This is a genomic window from Xanthomonas sp. NCPPB 3583 (genome assembly GCF_041475715.2).
GTDB classification, from domain to species: Bacteria; Pseudomonadota; Gammaproteobacteria; order Xanthomonadales; family Xanthomonadaceae; genus Xanthomonas; species Xanthomonas euvesicatoria.
The window spans coordinates 244,182-261,098 of the sequence record NZ_CM191263.1 but is presented as its reverse complement, the minus strand read 5'-3'; the positions used below and the strand labels follow the sequence as shown (position 1 = coordinate 261,098).

Below are 16,917 nucleotides of genomic sequence, written 5' to 3'. Positions count from 1 at the left end.
GCCTGCGTGCCTGCTGGCAAGACCGCATCGACGGACGCGCGATGAGATGGTGGCTACCGCACCTGATCTCTCACCAGGACGCGGCATCTGTGGTGGTAGCTATCGTTGGACAGCGACAGACACTGCATCGATCCGGACCAACGAGGCGATGATGTGCGCCGCGTCATCTGCGCGACTGCCAGGCCTGCCGGCCGACAGGACACGCCCCTGGTCAGAGCGCACTTGCTCGTCCCTACCAACGCAGTGCGATCGATAGCGCGCAAGTCGCGACGGACAGCGATCGGTCGCTCCGCTTGCGCGCGCCCTGCGCACCGGTCACAGCACTGTCTCGGCCTGCATGGAAGCCGCTGCCTGCAACATGCCGCGACAGCCGGCCCATAACGCCACTGCCAGCAGCGCGATCGCACCCAAGGTCAGAAACGCGATGCGGTAGCCGAAGGCATGCGCCAACCAGCCACCAAACGCCGGACTCAGTGCCGCACCGACGCCCTGCACGGTCATCACCGCGCCCTGGCCGACATTCACGCGCCCGGTGCCTTGCAACAACCGCGCGACCAGTGCCGGCACCACCACGCTTTGCAAGCCGGCGCCGAGCCCATCGAGGATCTGCACCGGAAACACGCCCCAGCCGTGAATCACCGATGCCGCCACCAAGGCGCGCAACGGCAGGGCCATGAACGCCACCAGCAGCACCCACCAGTGCCCATGCACGCGTATCCAGCGCATCGCCAGCAACGCGACCACCACCATCGTGGCCTGTGCCACCACGATGGTGGTGGCCGTCAATGCACTCGGGTCGCCGGCGTGCGCCGCCACGATCGCCATGCCGTACAGCGGCAGCATCGCCGCATTGCCCAGATGGAACAGCCCCAGCGTCACCGCCAGCAGCGCCAGCGGGCGGCAGGTCAGCAGCACACGCCAACCGCTCAACGCATCCCCACCGTTGTTGCTTGCCAGACCGCGTGCTGCGCGGTGGTCGATGGCCGCAGCCGGAATCGCCAGCACCGCCACCAGCGCCAGGGCGCCGAAAAAGGCGGTCAGCAGGAACACGGCGGCGAAGCCATAGCGCCATCCCAACCAGCCGGCCAGCACCGCGGCCAGCACGTTGCCCGCATGGTTGGCCACCTGATTGCGCGCCAGCTGATGGTCGAAACCGTGCGCGTGCACCAGCCCCAACGTAATGCCCGTCAATGCCGGGCCAATGCCGGCCGCTGCCAACGCCGAGGCGATCTGGGCGGCGACCACGCCCGAAGAGGTGGGCTGCAGCCAGATCAAGGCGGTGGCAAGCAGGATCGCCAGGCAACCGACCACCACCACGGCGCGTTTGCGCCGGGTGGCATCGACCAGCGCGCCGGCCGGTGTGGTGGCGAGCATGCCGGCAATGCCGCCCACGCTCATCACCGTGCCGATCGCCGCCACCGACCAGCCTTTGGATTGCAAAAACACGCTGAGGAACGGCCCCAGCCCGTCCTGCACATCGGCCACGCTGAAATGCAGTGCTTCCAGCGCGCGTGTCCCACGGGGCCTGGCCTTGGTCATCGGCATGGCACCGCTCCGCTGCGAGCGCGCACGAAGGCGCACGTGGCAGGCCACGGGGCGGGCATCTCAGTGGCGCGCGGTGGCCGCATGTTAGGCTCCTAGTGTTTGGGCTTGGGCTTGGGTTTATGCGCAGGGCCGTGCGGTGGATGCTCGATCTGCTTCAGCGTCGCCGCCTTGCCACCCAAGGCATGGGCATGGATCAGCACACCGTGCGGCGTGGCCTTGGTCTCGCCTTCGGCCACCAGTGGCTTGCCGACCACTAGCTGCTTGGCGAAGTCGCCACCGGCATGCGGCGGAAACCGCACCGTGACCGCATCGTCCAGCAGCACGCCATGCACCTGCCCATGCGGACCGTGCAGCAACCGGGTGATGGTGCCGCTGTGCTGGGCCACTTCCGGCTTGGGCGGTTTGCCGGGCGGTTTGGGTTTGGGCTTGGCATGCGGCCCATGCGGGCCTTCATCGAGGATGCGCTTGCCGCCTTCCGGATCGATTGCCAGCGCCACCAGCATCTCCACGTCGCGCGGCTTGAGGCCACGTACGGTGAGCGCGCTACCAGGCTTGAGCGCCTTCAGCAGCGCCTCGGACAGATGCGGCGGGGTGTGCACTTCGGTGCCATCGGTGAGCAGCAGGCCGTCGATATCGGCCTTGGGGTTGAGCAGGAAACGCGCCAGGGTGCCGCGGGTGGCGGGGAGGAAATCAGGGTCGACCCAATGCATGGTGTTACTCCGAAAAAGGACCGGCATTGCCGGTCAAGCCGCTGGCCACGCGGCTGCGTGACCAGCGGAGGAAACCAACGAACAAAACAGGAGCGGTACGACTCAACGGCCGGCCGGCGGAACCGGCGCGCCCGGCGGCGGTGGCGGCAGCGGGCCGTCCGGACGCGGCGCGGTGAACAGCGCACGCAGCGAGGAGCGATCACGCCCCAGCTGGGTCGCCTCGATCGCACGGCCGTCCGGGGTGGCCACACCGAAGCCGCTGGCGCTCAGCGGCTCGCCCACGCGCAGCAGATCGGCAAACTGCAGCGCCAGATGCGGTGGCATCCGCACCACCGTGCCATCGCTGACCAGCGCACCATTGACCTCGCCGGCAGGCCCATAGACCAGGCGCTGGATCGTGCCATCGGACTGCAACGGGGTCAGCTGGCCGGGGGTCGGCGGCGGCGGCGGGGCGGCGCCGAAGGTGGGCGGACGGTCGACCACCTCGCGGCCGCTACGGCCGGAGCGGATCGAACTGACCTGCAGCACCGGCAGATTGCCCAGACGGAAGCCCTTGACGACGACATTGTCGCCGGCCCGTACGGCTGCCTTCACCTCGCTGGACAGATGCGGTGGAAACCCGACCTGGGTGCCGTCGCGCAGCCACAGTCCGTCGACCTCGCCATTGGGGTTGAGCAGGAAGCGCTCGACGGTACCGCTCACGCTCACCGGTGTGGCGGCGACCGGGGTCGGCGGGGCTGGCGGACCGCCGATCGGGCCGTTGGGCGCCGGCGGCGGCGGCGGGGCGGCCACCTGTGCGGCGGCGGCGCCGATGGTGCAGGCCAGGGCAATTGCAAGAACAGTCTGACGCATCATGGGGATGTCTCCTGCGCGGCGGGAAGGGGCCGCGTACCAGAGACAAAGCAGCAATCGTGCCAACCAATAACTGATTGTTTTGAAAGAGCTTTATTTGCTCTGCAGCCGGACGGAGACGTCTGCATTTCATCCACCCTGTCTGGTTTGGGGACACCTGTCCCGCAGCCTGCGATCGATGTGCGCGTAAGTGTCACAGGCCGTATTCCTCCAGCTTGCGATAGAGCAGCTGCCGATGGATCCCCAGCCGGCGCGCGGCCTCGGCGCGATTGCCCTGGCTGTGTTCCAGCGCCGACCGGATCATCTGCGTTTCCAGCCGCGCCACGGCCTCGGGCAGGGTCCCGGTCACCACCGATGGCTCCTGCGGCGGCAACTCACCCGCCTCGCCCAGCGCTTCATCCAGATCCGCCGCATCGATGCTGGCGCCACGCACCAAGACCTGGCTGCGCTGCATGACGTTGCGCAATTCGCGCACGTTGCCAGGCCAGCGGTGCGCGAGCAGGCGCTCTTGCGCGGCCGGCGACAGGCTCTGCGCACGCGCTGCATCGGCGCTCAGGAAGTGCTGCGCCAGCAGCAGGATGTCCTGGCCACGCTCGCGCAATGGCGGCAGTTCGATCGGCACCACATTGAGGCGGTAACGCAGGTCGCTCCGAAAGCGTCCGTCGGCCACGCAGGCCGCCAGGTCGCGATGGGTGGCGGCCAGCACCCGCACATCCACCTTCTGCGGGCCGCTGCCACCCAGTGGCGTCACCTCGCCTTCCTGCAGGAAACGCAGCAGCTTGGCCTGCATCGGCAATGGCATGTCGCCGATTTCGTCCAGAAACAACGTGCCGCCATCGGCTTCGCGAATCAGCCCGCGTCGGTCGCTGCTGGCGCCGGAAAACGCCCCCTTGCGATGGCCGAACAGCTCGCTCTCCATCAAGTCCAGCGGAATGGCCGCGCAGTTGACTGCGACAAATGGTGCATTGGCGCGCGGGCTGGCGCGATGCAGCGCGCGTGCGGCCAATTCCTTGCCGGTGCCGGTTTCCCCGGTGATCAGCACCGGCAGATCGGACGCCGCTGCCAGCCCGATGCGCTTGTGCACGGTGCGCATCGCCGGGCTGTGGCCGACCAGTGCATCCTCATCTTCGACCGGCGCAGGCGAGCTGTCTGTCGCTGCAGCCTGCGCATCGGCACGACTGAGCAGCGCGCGCTCCACCACCTCCACGATATCGGCACGGCCGACCGGCTTGACCAGATGATCGAAGGCGCCCAGCGTCATCGCCTCGATCGTGTTGCCACTGGACACATGGGCGGTCAGCATCACCAGCGGCACCTGACGCGCCTGCGCATCGTCCAGGCGCGCACGCAGCACCGCGATGCCATCCATGCCCGGCATGCGGAAATCCACGAACGCCATGTCGATGCCGCCTTCGCTCAGCCGCGCCAGCCCGTCCGGCCCGTTCCCGGCGGCGACCACCGTATGCCCGAGCGAGCGCAAGGTGGCCTGCAAGGTGGTGCGAAACGCCGCGTCGTCGTCGATGATCAGGATGCGCGCCATGGCAACTCCAGGATGAAATGGGTCAGCCCGTCGGCATGTGCGTAGCGCGCGTGCCCGCCATGCGCACGCGCGATCTCGCGCACCAGCGCCAGCCCCAGGCCATTGCCGTCGGCGCGGCCACTGACGAACGGCTCGAACAGGTGCGCAGCGATCGGTTCTGCGATCGGCGCGCCACGGTTGCAGACCTGCAGCTGCAACATGCCCTCCACTGCTGCCGCCTGCAGCGTGACCTCGCTGCCTGGATCGGCGTGCTGCGCAGCATTGCGCAGCAGGTTGTGCACGGCGCGCCCCAGTTGCTGCGGATCCAGGGTCCAGCGCAACGGCGCGGCCGGAAGCAGCAGGCGGGGCGGCGGCGTGCCCGGCGGTAACGGGCCGTGTTCCAGCAGCGTCGCCAGCCAGTCCTGCACGACCACCGTCTCCAGTTGCAGACGAATCGGCTGCACCATGCCGAGCAGACTCTCGACCACGCCATCCAGGCGACGAATCTGCGCCAGCATCAACTCGCCATGCGCCGCATCGTCCGGCGTCGCATCGCGGCGCGCGATCTCGTTTTCCAGCGCCAACCGCATCGTGGCGATCGGGTTGCGGATCTCATGCGCCACCGTGGCCGTCATGCGCCCCAGTGCGGCAAGCCGTTCGTGCCGCGACAGCTCGTCGGCCAGCCGGCGCGTCTGCGCCAGCGCCTGCGCGTTGCGCTGCGCATAGTCGTTGACCGCCGCGCCCAGGCGGTCCAGTTCCGGCGCACCGGTCGGCGGAATGTGCGGCGTCTGGGTGTCGGCGGCCAGCGCCTGCTGGATCCGCTGCAGGCGCTGGCTCCAGCGCCGTACCAGCACGCCCAGCGCAATGGCCGATATCGCCACCATCGCGAAGATCAGCAGCATGCCAACGACCAATGGCCGCCATGCGTCGGCCTTGCTGGCCGGCACCCGCGTCATCGTCCATGCCGCGCTGCCGGATGCCAACGGACAAGCGCTGATCAGCAGCACCTCGCGGCGACCGTCGCGACGGTATTGCGCCGCCTGCCTTGTCGTCACGCTCTGCTGCGCCGTGTTGACGATGTTGGCCCACTCCGCGGCGGGAATATCGGTCTTGTGATCGCTGCCGTCGTAGGTCGGGTAGGCATAGGCAACAAAGCCCTTGTGCAGGTCCCAGACACCGCCTTCGACGCCTGGCGCATCGGCCAGCACCAACTGCACCACCACCGCTGCCAGGCCTGCGCCATCGTCGCCGCGACGCGCCGCCTCGCTTGCCCCGGCATAGCGTTGCACGATGCGCGCGCATTGCCCGCCCAATTGCTGGCGCGCCTCTTCCAGCCGCACACCCTCGGTCTGCCGATACAGGCCGTACAACATCGTGGCCACGCCCACACAGGCGGCCACGATCACCATCCAGATCAGCAACAGTTGCCGGAGCAGCGAACGGGGCATGGACGAAGCGGCCTGAAGAGGACAGCCAGTGTGCGCGAGTACAACTGAATTAACGCAGGTTGGTCTTCACCAACTCGATGACCTCATCGCCACGCCCGCTCATCACCGCCTTGAGCAGATACAGGCCCATGCCCTTGGCCTGTTCGAGCTTGATCGCCGGCGGCACCGCCAGCTCCTGCGTGGCGATGCGCACATCCACCAACGCTGGACCCGAATGCGCGAAGGCTTGGCGCAATGCACGCTCCAGTTGCGATGATTCGTCCACACGAATCCCGAGGATGCCCATCGCATTGCTCATCGCTGCAAAGTCCGGATTGCGCAGCTCGGTACCGGTATCCAGGTAACCGGCAGCCTTCATCTCCATCGCCACAAATCCCAGCGAAGCGTTGTTGAACACCACCACCTTCACCGGCAGGTTCAATTGCGCCAGCGAGATGAAATCGCCCATCAGCATCGCAAAGCCACCATCGCCCGATAGCGAAATGACTTGCCGACCGGGAAATGCCGCTTGCGCACCAAGCGCCTGCGGCATTGCGTTGGCCATCGAACCGTGATTGAACGACCCCAGCAAGCGACGCTTGCCGTTCATGCGCAGGTAGCGGGCGGCCCACACCGTGGGCGTGCCGACATCGCAGGTGAACACTGCATCCTGATCGGCGATCTGGCTGATCAGCCGGGTCACGAACTGCGGGTGCAGCGGCTGCCCGGGATCTGCCGGCACCGCCAGATCGTCCAGCCCTTCGCGCGCCTTGCGGTAGTGCGCAAGCGACTTTTCCAGAAAGCCACGTTCTTCGCGGCGCTGCAGCTGTGGCAGCAATGCTGCAATGGTTTCACCCACATCGGCGGCAATGCCCAGCTGCAACGGCGTGCGCCGACCGAGCGCGCTCGGGTCGCGATCCACCTGCACGATGGTCGCGTCCTTCGGGTAGAACTGCCGGTACGGAAAATCCGTGCCCAGCATGAGCAAGGTGTCGCAATTGAGCATGGCGTGATAACCGGAACTGAAACCGATCAGGCCAGTCATGCCGACATCGAACGGGTTGTCCCACTCCACGTATTCCTTGCCGCGCAGCGCATGCACCACCGGCGCACCCAACGTGTCGGCCAACGCCACGACTGCGTCATGCGCGCCGGCACAGCCACTGCCGCACAACAGCGTCACTGCCTTGCTCTGCTGCAGCAGCTCGGCCAATTGCCGCACGTCCTCGGCGGCGGGCAGCACCCGCGGCTGACGCAGCGCCGGCCACGCACTGGAGACATGCTTGTCCACCTCCAGCAGCGCGATATCGCCGGGAATCACCACCACCGCCACGCCTTGCTGCAGGATGGCCGTGCGCATCGCCCGATGCAGCACTTCCGGCAATTGCGCCGGGTTGGTCACCAACTCCACGAAGTGACTGCACTCGCGAAACAGCTCCTGCGGGTGGGTCTCCTGAAAATAGCTCAGCCCGATCTCGGACGACGGAATATGCGCGGCAATCGCCAGTACCGGCTGGCGGCTGCGATGGCAATCGAACAGCCCGTTGATCAGGTGCAGATTGCCCGGCCCGCAACTGCCGGCACACACCGCCAGCTGGCCGGTCACCGCCGCCTCTGCACCTGCGGCGAACGCGGCCACTTCTTCGTGCCGCACATGCATCCACGCGATGGTCTGCATCTCGCGCAAGGCATCGGTCAAGCCGTTGAGGCTGTCGCCGGTGACGCCCCAGATCCGCTCGACCCCGGCGCTCTGCAGCGTCTCGGCCAGAAAGCGCGCCAACGTTTTTTTCTTCGCCACGATGCAGCTCCACAGGTGTGTTCAACAGGCGTGCAATGCTCCCAGCGGCGGTGTCAGTGCAATGTGCTGGTGGAGCGAGCGCGCGTAAAACGTTGGAAACCAGGCGATCTGCCGCGTTTGTGTACACATGCCTCACGTCGGCGCCATGTAAGCGCTAGAGCATCACGTTTTGCACGTGCTGTACGCGCATCTGCACGCTACACAAGAAAGCGCAGCTGAATCTGGCGCGATGATTCATCAACTGGTCAGTCCAAAATTCATGTCGCGTTCCATCGAATAACGGAGAATTTACATCTCGGCAGCGAACGGCATCCGCCTCAGCGCCGGTCCAATCAAATAAGTACAGGTATCCCGATCATGAAGACTTCTTTGCTGGCCCTCGGCCTTCTCGCAGCTCTGCCGTTTGCGGCTTCGGCTGCTGAAAACCTCTCCTACAACTTCGTCGAAGGCGACTACGTGCGCACGCCGACCGAAGGTCGCGATGCGGACGGCTGGGGCGTGAAGGCCTCTTATGCCATCGCTCCGAACTTCCACGTGTTCGGCGATTACAGCAAGCAGAATGCTGACGACAACAACAACGTGTTCGAAAACACCGACTCGGACTTCCAGCAGTGGGGCGTCGGCGTGGGCTTCAACCACGAAATCGCCACGAGCACCGACTTCGTTGCGCGCGTTGCCTACCGCAAGCTGGACCTGGACACCCCGAACATCAACTTCGACGGCTACAGCGTTGAAGCCGGTCTGCGTAACGCCTTCGGCGAGCACTTCGAAGTCTATGCCCTGGCTGGCTACGAAGATTTCTCCAAGAAGCGTGGCATCGACATCGGCGACAACTTCTACGGCCGCCTTGGCGCCCAGGTGAAGTTGAACCAGAACTGGGGCATCAATGGCGACATCCGTATGGATGGCGACGGCAACAAGGAATGGTCGGTCGGCCCGCGCTTCAGCTGGTAAGCCGCACGTTTGACTGCAGCGCGCTCTCTCTCTCCCGCGTTGCACTGGAAGCCCGGTCCTCCGACCGGGCTTCTTTCTTTTGGGCGATCGGTTGGCGGTTTGAACATGCACGTCACGATGCGCGTCACTTCGCACAGGGAACCTCGCCAACGATGCATCTGCGTCACGAGGGTGGGCCGCGCTCGCGTTGGGTGCCCCAACGACCTGGCGCCCGATCCGCCAAAGCGGTGCTTGCGCCGCGCGGCAAGCGGCCAAACAAAAAAAACGCCCGGTACTGCCGGGCGTTGTGTTGTGCATTTTCGCATCGGATGCCGAGGCGCTACCGGTCTTGGCGCGGCGAACAAGACGGAGCGAGCAATCATCCGGTGGCGTGGACAGCGCGCGGAACCGTCATGCAAGGGTGGCGCACGAGGATTCTAAGCACCGGCCCACGCACGACTGGCAGTAAGCGCAGCGGTTTGTCGGCTGTTCTCAGGTAAACAAGGTCTGCGGGTACTCTGGCTTGCGCTCGCGTGCCAGCAGTTCCTTCAGGCCTGCTTCCGGAGTGATTTCACCGTGCAATACCGCGCGCACGGCATTGGAGATCGGCAGTTCGATGCCGTGGTGTTCGGCCTGACGCATGACCTCATCGGCCGTCTGCACCGATTCGACAACCTGGCCGATCTCGCGGATCGCATCGTCCAAGCTCTGCCCGCGCCCCAGGGCCAGACCCAGGCGCCGGTTGCGCGACAGATCGCCGGTGCAGGTAAGCACCAGATCGCCCAATCCGGCCAGGCCCATCAGGGTCTCCGGACGTGCGCCGATCACCGCCGCCAGACGCAGCATCTCGTTCAAGCCACGCGTGATCAGACCGGCCCGTGCATTGAGACCAAGCTGCATGCCGTCGGCCACGCCGGTGGCCACCGCCAGCACGTTCTTCATCGCCCCGCCCAGCTCGGCGCCCACCATGTCGTCGCCGGTGTAGGCGCGGAAGGTGGGGCCGTGCATCGCATCGGCCACCACTTGTGCGAACGCCGCATCGTCGCCGTGCACGGTGATGGCGGTCGGCAGGCCGAGCGTGACTTCCTTGGCGAAGGAGGGCCCGGTCACCACGGCCAGCGGAACGCTGGGGCCGAGGATGTCGCGTGCCACTTCATGCAGGAACCGCCCGGAACCGGGTTCGAAGCCCTTGGTCGCCCAGGCAACGCCGGCACCGGCCGGACGCAGCGGTGCGATCAGCCGGATGGTCTCGGTGAACGCATGCGAGGGCACCACCACCAGGATCCAGGTGGCGTCAGCCACCGCCGCCTGCAGGTCGGTGGTGGCACGCAGACTGTCGGGCAGCGCAATGCCCGGCAGATAGCGCGCGTTCTCGTGGGTGCGGTCGATGGTATCCACCATCGCCGCATCGCGCCCCCAGAGCACGGTCGGATGACCATGCCTGGCGAGCAGCGCGGCCAGGGCCGTGCCCCAGGAGCCGGCGCCGAGAACGGCGATCTTGTGGGTCCAATCGCTCATCGGCGCAATCAACGCTTAGGCGTTGCCAGCCGGCTCGGAATCGGCCAGCGAAGTGCCTTCGTTCTGACGCTGACGCAGGGTTTCTGCGTACAGGGCTTCGAAATTGATCGGCTGCAGGTAGAACGGCGGGAAGCCGCCGGCCTGGATCAGGTCGCTGACCAGGGTGCGCACGTACGGGAACAGGATGTTTGGGCACTGGGTGCCGAGCAGCACGTCGATCGCCTGCGGGTCCAGGCCGACTAGGCCGAACACGCCGGCCTGCTGCACTTCGGCCACATAGGCCGTCTTGCCACCGGCGGTGCAGGTCAGAGTCACGGCCAACACCACTTCGAAGGCGTTGTCGTTGAGGCGCTGCACCTTCTGGTTGAGGTTCAGCTGCAGCTCGGGCTGGTTGGCGTCATTGAAGACGGCCGGTGCGTTCGGAGATTCGAAGGACACGTCCTTGACGTAAATCTTTTCGATGGTGAAGGCGGGACCAGCAGCGGCGTCGGCCGGCGCAGCGGCGCCGTTGAGGATTTCGTCGGACATTCCTAACTCCAGAAACGGTTCGGTGGATGCAGCGTTGAGTGATGCAAACGTGAAAGCGCAAGTCTCTCACGCCAGCAATGGGGGCGTGCCGGTTGCCGCACAAGGCGGATCAGCGGCCCTTGATCAGTGGCAGCTCGGCCATCTGCCAGGCGGCGACGCCGCCTTCGAGCCAGTACACCTGTTCGAAACCAGCTTTCTTCAGCGTCTTGGCTGCACCGGCGGAGGTGGTACCGCTGCGGCACACCACCACCACCGGCGAGGCCTTGGCGTTGGCCAATAGCTTGCCGGCCGGGTCGAACTTGGCCAGCGCCACGTTTCGGCTGCCGGCGATGTGGCCTTTTTCGAAGTCGGCAGTGGGCGACAGGTCGATCACCAGCGCATTTTCGCTGTTGATCAGACGGGTCAGCTCGGCCGGCTTGAGCGCGCGATAGCCGCGGAACAGGCGCGCGACCTCGGTGACGATCAGGGCGATGGTCAGGCCCACCAGGGCCAGCGACAACATGGGGTTGCGGCCGACAAAGGCCTGCAGCTCTTCGAAATTCACGGGGTCAGGGTCAGTCGAGCGGGCGGGAATTGTCGCACAGCTGGCGCACGCGACGCCCGGCGCGCAGGGGCCAGGCTACTGGCCCTTCCACAGGTCGGGCAGGCCGCTGGCCAACCACCAGCGCTTCTGTTCGGGATTCCAGCGCCAGATCTCGATGCTGCGCACCAGCCGTTCGGCCTGGGTATTGCGGTTGATCACCCGCAACTCGACCTCGCGCCGCAGGTCGCCATTGGGGTCTTGGCCCACGCGCACCTCGCGGTAGCCGGAAATCTGCACCTGCTCGTAGCGCGAACGTTCCAGGTCGCTGAGCGGATGCGCCTGGGCATAGGCCGGCTCGACGAAGCCCTGCGCGGCATCGAAATCGTTCCAGCGCACGGCGGCCGTGTAGGCGGCCTGGATGGTTTCCAGCGCCCGCGCCTGGGCACGGCTGCCGGCATTGGCCACCCCGCTCAGCAGTGCCAGCCCAAGCAGCACGATCGTTGTAGTGACTGCACGCATGCGTATTCCCCCGGATCCAGCCGGCATCCTACCGTTTTGGAAACGCCACGAAGCGCCCGCTCAACGTGGCCGCGGCGGCACCGGAGCCCAGCGCGATCTGCGCGCGCATGCCGATGCGCGCCTTGCCACGTTGCCGGAACGTCGCCAGAAAGGCCTCCCAGCTCCCCAGCTCGGACGGCTCGGCATTGGCGACCAGGTCTTCGTACACCGGCGCGACATAGCGCAGCTGGCTGTCTGCAACGTAGACATCGGCGTGGTGCCCGGCCAATTGCAGCTGCAGGGTCAGCCACCCCCAGCTGGCCAGCGTCATCAGCGAGGCCAGGCTGCCGCCGAACGCATTGGCCTTGTCGTTGACGTTGGCCTGCAGCGGCGCCCGCAGGCGCAACGCACCATCGTGCAGACCGTCCACGGCAATGCCCATCGACAGGACCGGCGGCATGGCGATGAACTGCTGCTGCAGCGACTGCAGGGCGGATGCGAGCGTGCACGAAGGAGTCATCGGCAAAGACTGAAAGACGGCGAAGGGCGGCATCATGCCGCAATGTTCTGCGAGCGTCTTGTGCACCTGCATGACATGCGGTACCGCATGGTGAATGCAGTCATCGCCACGTGCGATGTGTGGGCCGGCATCGCGCTGGCCGCATGCAACAACCTTTTCGATGCCTTGGCCCAGCCCGGATCACGCGCTCAGTCAGCACGCGGTATCCGCCACGATGCCTGCCGGTGGCGTTGCAGATAGCGCGCCATGCATCAAACCGCCCGGCACGACCGACGCCTGCGCGCGAGTGCTTGTTTGCCACGCTAAGGTGCAAAGACCACCTTTCGATAGCCCTGCGCCACCCGCAACAGCGCGGTGGCCTTGGCTTTCCAATGCGTGCTGCGCTGCTTCTGTGCGTGCGTCAGCGGCGCATCGATCGTGCTGGTAAACACGATGTTTTCCGCAGCTGCATGGAAGAATTTGTCCTGGATGCACGCAGCCGGCGAGAGCTGATAGGTGGACAACTGGTGCGCCACCGGCGACTCGTTCCAGCCGAACAAAAAGATATCGGCCATGGTGTGCCAGCGCGCCTTCGCAGCCAGCAGCAATCGCGCCGCATCCCTGCTGATGATCAGCGCGCCGGCGCATACCGGCCAGCAATGCTGATACGTCGATGGCCGCACCAGGCGCAGTTGGCGCCCGGCGACATCCGCCACCTTGGCATCGAGTTTGATGCGGTTGTAGGACGGCTCCAGCCGCACGATGCTGCGGCCACCCGGTAGCCAATCGGTGCTGCCCAGCAACGCCGGCAGCGCATCGGACAGATGCATGTCGTCTTCGAAAATCGCCGTGTAGGCGTCGTCGGAATCGGCCGCAATGCGCCACGCTGCCTGGTGACTGAGAAAGCAGCCGATGTTGGACGCCGTCCACTTGCGCGGGCCGGTGCTGAAGGCATCGCCCGACCCTTCCAATGGGCGCTCGCGTACGAAGTCGGCGATCTGCTCGTCCGTCAACGTAGCGCCATCGATGGCAGCAATGCGCTCGAACGGCAGGCCCAGCGCGTCGAAGCGCGCCGACATGGCCTGCAACCGGTCGCCGCTGCGCTGCATGTTGATAAGATAGGACTTGATCACTTCGCCGCTCCAGCACGGTTATCGGCCAGGATCGTGACCGGATTCCCAGCGGTTGCAAGAGGTTCCGGATCGAGTCGAAGGGCGCCAGTCAGGCTGCCGAATCATCGCTCTGGCTGCCGGCATTGCGCCATCGATTCGTACTGGCATCCCCGGATGCGGCGACAGTGGGCCGCAGGTGACCCACGCTCTCGCATAATCACCTCATGACCGGCCTTGCCCATCCCGACGCTGCCTGGACCCTGATCTCGCTGCGCCCCAGCGGTGAACATGCGCCGTTGCGGCGGGCAGTTGCGCGGCATGGCGGACGGGTACTTGCGCTGTCGCCATGGCGCCTGCAGACCCATGACACCGCACAGGCGCGAGACGCGCTGCGGCAGGCGCTGGCAGCGCCGATTGCGATTTTCACCAGCCCGGCCGCGGTGCAGGCAGCGCATCGTCTGGCGCCGCTGCAGCGCCCGGCGCAGGCGCACTGGGTCAGCGTGGGCGACGGCACTGCGCGCGCATTGCACGCCTGCGGCATCGACAGCGTGGTGCGGCCGGCGCGCATGGACAGCGAAGGCCTGCTTGCGCTGCCGCTGCTGCAGGCACCGCTACAGGCCGTCGGGCTGATCACTGCCCCCGGCGGGCGCGGCATGCTGGCGCCCACGTTGCAGCAGCGCGGTGCACGCATCGTGCGTGCCGATGTCTATCGACGCGTCCCGCTGCGCTTGCGCGCCTCGTCCATCCAGGCGTTGTCGCTTGCACTGCCGCGCAGCGTGCTGGCGCTCAGTAGCGCCGAAGCGCTGACGCTGGTTCTGCAACAGCTGCCTGCCGAATTGGTCGCTGCGTGGCAACAGCGTCCGGTAGTGGCATCCAGCGATCGCATGCTCGACGCCGCACGTGCAGCCGGTTTCGTGCATGGCATGCGCGCAGCAGGCCCGTTGCCGCAGCAGCTCGCCGCTGCTGCTGAGGCGGCAATCATGACACCACCACGACCTTGCTGAACTGCGAACTCAAGCACAGCTTGCCGCCGTCCGGCGCTGCACGCCATGCTGTGTGCGATGACTGCGGCGCCTGCGCCGGTCGTGACTGCCCGAGGATGTCCGAATGACCGAAATGCCCGCTCCTGCGCGACGCTTTCCCTTGGCATGGCTGCTGCTTGTCGTCGCCGTGGCGGCCGTTGGCGTGGCGCTGTTCCTGGGCTGGCGCGCGTGGCAGAACTATCAGGCAACGCAGCTGCAGGCCGCGCAGGCGCAGCAGCAACGCTGGGACGGCACCCAGCAGATGCTGGAGACGCTGCGCCGCGATCAGCGCCTGGCCAACGAACGTCTGCAGGACGCGGCGGCCACCAACCGCGTCCTGCGCGACGAGATGCTGGGCTTGAGTCAGCGCAGCGCGTTGCTCGAAGACACCGTGCAAAAGCTGGCCGACCCCAACCGTCATGGCGCACAGGCGCTGCGCCTGGATGAAGTGGAGCTGCTGCTGCGGCTCGGCCAGCAGCGCCTGAGTATCGCCGGCGATGCCGATGGCGCGCGGCGCGCCTATGCGCTGGCCAACGGCGCACTCAACGGCATCGACGACCCCGGTTACCTCAATCTGCGTCAGGCATTGGTACAGGAACGCGATGCGCTGGAGCGTCTGGGGGCTGGCCCGCAGGCGGAGGCGGGCAAGAATCTGGACACCTTGGCCGCCGAGTTGCAGCGCCTGCCGGAACAGACCGCACAGGCCAGCGCCGCGGCGCAACCGTGGTGGCAAAAGGCGCTGGCGCCGCTGGTGGACATCCGCCCCAGCCGCGGCGACGCCTTGCTGACCGGCGGCGACCGGCGTGCTGCGCGCGATGCAGTGCAGATCGAAATCAGCCTGGCCCGCGCGGCCGCGGAACGTGGCGATGCCGCCGGTTTTGCGCAATCGCTGCGCCGCGTGGAGACCTGGACCACCCGGCTCTGGCCGGATTCGCCGCAACGTCGTCAGCTGCGTGCACGCTTGCGCAGCCTGCAACAAGCGCCACTGCGTCCGCGCCTGCCGGAACTGGGCACCACCCTGCTGCAACTGCAGGCCATGCGTGAAGGGAGATCCACCCAATGAAAGTGTTGCGTACCGTCTTGATCCTGCTGGTTGCCGTGGCGCTGGGCGTGCTTGGTGCACAGTGGCTGTCGCATCAGAACAGTTACGACCTGGGCAACGTCGTTGTCAGTGTGGGGGGCAACGACTATCACGCCGCCATGCCGCAAGCGCTGCTGATCCTGCTGATCGCATTGCTGGTGCTGTGGCTGCTCTGGACGTTGATCAGCCTGCCGTTCCGCGTGTGGGGCAAGTACCGCCGCAACAAGGGCCGTGCGCGTTTGATCGAAGGTCTGCGCGCTGCCGATCATGGCCAATGGCAGCGCGCCGAGCGGCTGCTGGTCAGTGCCAGCGAAGACGATGAGGTCAGCGGCATTGCCCTGGCCAGCGCGGTGCGCGTGGCCGATGCGCGCGGCGACGAGGCGGCGGCCACGGCACTGGCAAAGCAACTGGCCGAGCGCGACCCGACAGGCTATGCGCTGTTGCAGGGCGAGCGGCACCTGGCGCGCCAGCGCCCGGTCGATGCGATCAATGCACTGGATAGCGCCAACGCGCAGCCGTTGCCGGCACGCGGCCTGCTGTTGCGCACCCACGCCCTGGCGCAGATCGGTCGCGCCGACGAAGCCTATGGCCAGCTCGGTGCCCTGCGTCAGCAGGCGGTCTTGGCGCCCGATGCCTACAGCACGCTGGAAGCGACGCTGGCCGAGCAGACCCTGTTGCAGGCCAGCGACGCCAATGCACTGGCCGAGCGCTGGGAAGCATTGCCCAAGACATTACGCACCACTCCGGCAGTGGTTGGCGCCTACGCGCAACGTGCGGCCGTGCTGCATTGGGACGATGCCGCCGTGCACAGCCTGGAGCAGGCGCTGGACGCGCAATGGGACGAATCGCTGGTACGCCTGTACGGCGTGCTGCCGCTGGAAAAATACGATTCGCGCCGCGCCAGCGCGCAGCGCTGGCTGACCCAATATCCCGACAGCCCAGGGCTGTTGCTGACACTGGCGCGGCTCGCGCGTCATCAACAGCAGTGGTCGCAGGCCGAGGAATTCCTGCATCGCGCCATCGCAAGCGGCGCCGGCAGCGAGGCCTGGGAAGAGCTGGGACACGGGTTTGCCGCCTCCGGCGACCTGCTGTCGGCACAGCATTGCTACGCCAATGCCTTGCGCGCCGCACGCGGCGAACCGGTACGCGACGTCATGCCACAGCAGTCGTTGCGCGGGCCGATCGTCACCACGCACGACCCGGCGCCAGTCGATCCGCACGCAGCGGACGATCGCATTCTGTAGTCGGGACAGCGGCGGTATGCGATGTGCTTACCGCCGCATTGCACTCCCGCGAACGGGGTCAATGCGCGCCAAGCGGCCATCTGCTTCATCGAAGAAGCTGACGTCGCA

The 16,917-nt window shown here is 66.5% G+C and carries 16 protein-coding genes and 1 other RNA gene; 4 read left to right on the top strand and 13 right to left on the bottom strand.

The genetic code is table 11. The features are described 5' to 3' along the window. Positions 1–315: 315 nt before the first annotated feature. From ACCQ07_RS01110 to poxB, 6 genes are all read right to left on the bottom strand, one after another. The gene (locus ACCQ07_RS01110) at positions 316–1,545 is read right to left on the bottom strand and encodes an MFS transporter (RefSeq protein WP_008572189.1); all 1,230 of its coding nucleotides are present in this window, start codon (positions 1,543–1,545) and stop codon (positions 316–318) included. A gap of 92 nt (positions 1,546–1,637) precedes the next feature. Beyond that, positions 1,638–2,255 carry a hypothetical protein gene (locus ACCQ07_RS01105; protein WP_003488352.1) on the bottom strand — a complete coding sequence of 206 codons (618 nt, stop codon included), beginning with the start codon at positions 2,253–2,255 and terminating at the stop codon, positions 1,638–1,640. A 102-nt stretch (positions 2,256–2,357) separates the two neighbouring features. Next, complete coding sequence (locus ACCQ07_RS01100; RefSeq protein WP_014089009.1) at positions 2,358–3,110, bottom strand: hypothetical protein; 753 nt, start codon at positions 3,108–3,110, stop codon at positions 2,358–2,360. A 190-nt stretch (positions 3,111–3,300) separates the two neighbouring features. After that, on the bottom strand, positions 3,301–4,647 hold the full coding sequence (locus ACCQ07_RS01095; protein WP_136733402.1) for a sigma-54-dependent transcriptional regulator: 1,347 nt from the start codon (positions 4,645–4,647) through the stop codon (positions 3,301–3,303). Beyond that, positions 4,632–6,074: a sensor histidine kinase gene (locus ACCQ07_RS01090; protein WP_136733403.1), complete on the bottom strand. Its 1,443-nt coding sequence runs from the start codon at positions 6,072–6,074 to the stop codon at positions 4,632–4,634. Before ACCQ07_RS01090 ends, ACCQ07_RS01095 begins: the two co-directional genes overlap by 16 nt. Before the next feature lie 49 nt (positions 6,075–6,123). Continuing rightward, a complete protein-coding gene (poxB, locus tag ACCQ07_RS01085; protein ID WP_029818263.1) occupies positions 6,124–7,833 on the bottom strand; it encodes a ubiquinone-dependent pyruvate dehydrogenase in 1,710 nt (569 codons plus the stop codon). 375 nt (positions 7,834–8,208) lie between these two features. Between poxB and ACCQ07_RS01080 the strand changes: the two genes are divergently transcribed. Further along, on the top strand, positions 8,209–8,805 hold the full coding sequence (locus ACCQ07_RS01080) for an OmpO family porin (protein ID WP_003488520.1): 597 nt from the start codon (positions 8,209–8,211) through the stop codon (positions 8,803–8,805). A 335-nt stretch (positions 8,806–9,140) separates the two neighbouring features. Here the strand turns inward: ACCQ07_RS01080 and ACCQ07_RS01075 are convergent. From ACCQ07_RS01075 to ACCQ07_RS01045, 7 genes are all read right to left on the bottom strand, one after another. Then, positions 9,141–9,214: non-coding RNA, sX9 sRNA (locus tag ACCQ07_RS01075), on the bottom strand. Between the two features lie 62 nt (positions 9,215–9,276). After that, the gene (locus tag ACCQ07_RS01070) at positions 9,277–10,302 is read right to left on the bottom strand and encodes an NAD(P)H-dependent glycerol-3-phosphate dehydrogenase (RefSeq protein WP_008572015.1); all 1,026 of its coding nucleotides are present in this window, start codon (positions 10,300–10,302) and stop codon (positions 9,277–9,279) included. A 15-nt stretch (positions 10,303–10,317) separates the two neighbouring features. Continuing rightward, the gene (secB, locus tag ACCQ07_RS01065; RefSeq protein ID WP_003488515.1) at positions 10,318–10,830 is read right to left on the bottom strand and encodes a protein-export chaperone SecB; all 513 of its coding nucleotides are present in this window, start codon (positions 10,828–10,830) and stop codon (positions 10,318–10,320) included. Positions 10,831–10,939: 109 nt separating this feature from the next. Continuing rightward, complete coding sequence (locus ACCQ07_RS01060) at positions 10,940–11,374, bottom strand: rhodanese-like domain-containing protein (protein ID WP_005912207.1); 435 nt, start codon at positions 11,372–11,374, stop codon at positions 10,940–10,942. A 75-nt stretch (positions 11,375–11,449) separates the two neighbouring features. After that, positions 11,450–11,872: a hypothetical protein gene (locus tag ACCQ07_RS01055; RefSeq protein WP_071117612.1), complete on the bottom strand. Its 423-nt coding sequence runs from the start codon at positions 11,870–11,872 to the stop codon at positions 11,450–11,452. Positions 11,873–11,900: 28 nt separating this feature from the next. Beyond that, entirely contained in the window at positions 11,901–12,371 is a 471-nt protein-coding gene (locus tag ACCQ07_RS01050) for a YiiD C-terminal domain-containing protein (RefSeq protein WP_017156408.1), read from the bottom strand. Positions 12,372–12,673: 302 nt separating this feature from the next. After that, the gene (locus ACCQ07_RS01045) at positions 12,674–13,483 is read right to left on the bottom strand and encodes a glycosyltransferase family 25 protein (RefSeq protein WP_014089004.1); all 810 of its coding nucleotides are present in this window, start codon (positions 13,481–13,483) and stop codon (positions 12,674–12,676) included. 203 nt (positions 13,484–13,686) lie between these two features. Between ACCQ07_RS01045 and ACCQ07_RS01040 the strand changes: the two genes are divergently transcribed. From ACCQ07_RS01040 to ACCQ07_RS01030, 3 genes are all read left to right on the top strand, one after another. Beyond that, a complete protein-coding gene (locus ACCQ07_RS01040; RefSeq protein ID WP_008572011.1) occupies positions 13,687–14,466 on the top strand; it encodes a uroporphyrinogen-III synthase in 780 nt (259 codons plus the stop codon). 103 nt (positions 14,467–14,569) lie between these two features. Continuing rightward, a complete protein-coding gene (locus ACCQ07_RS01035; protein WP_008572010.1) occupies positions 14,570–15,547 on the top strand; it encodes a uroporphyrinogen-III C-methyltransferase in 978 nt (325 codons plus the stop codon). Next, the gene (locus tag ACCQ07_RS01030; protein WP_031420658.1) at positions 15,544–16,809 is read left to right on the top strand and encodes a heme biosynthesis protein HemY; all 1,266 of its coding nucleotides are present in this window, start codon (positions 15,544–15,546) and stop codon (positions 16,807–16,809) included. The genes ACCQ07_RS01035 and ACCQ07_RS01030 overlap by 4 nt, the downstream gene beginning before the upstream one ends. The last annotated feature ends 108 nt before the right edge of the window (positions 16,810–16,917 follow it).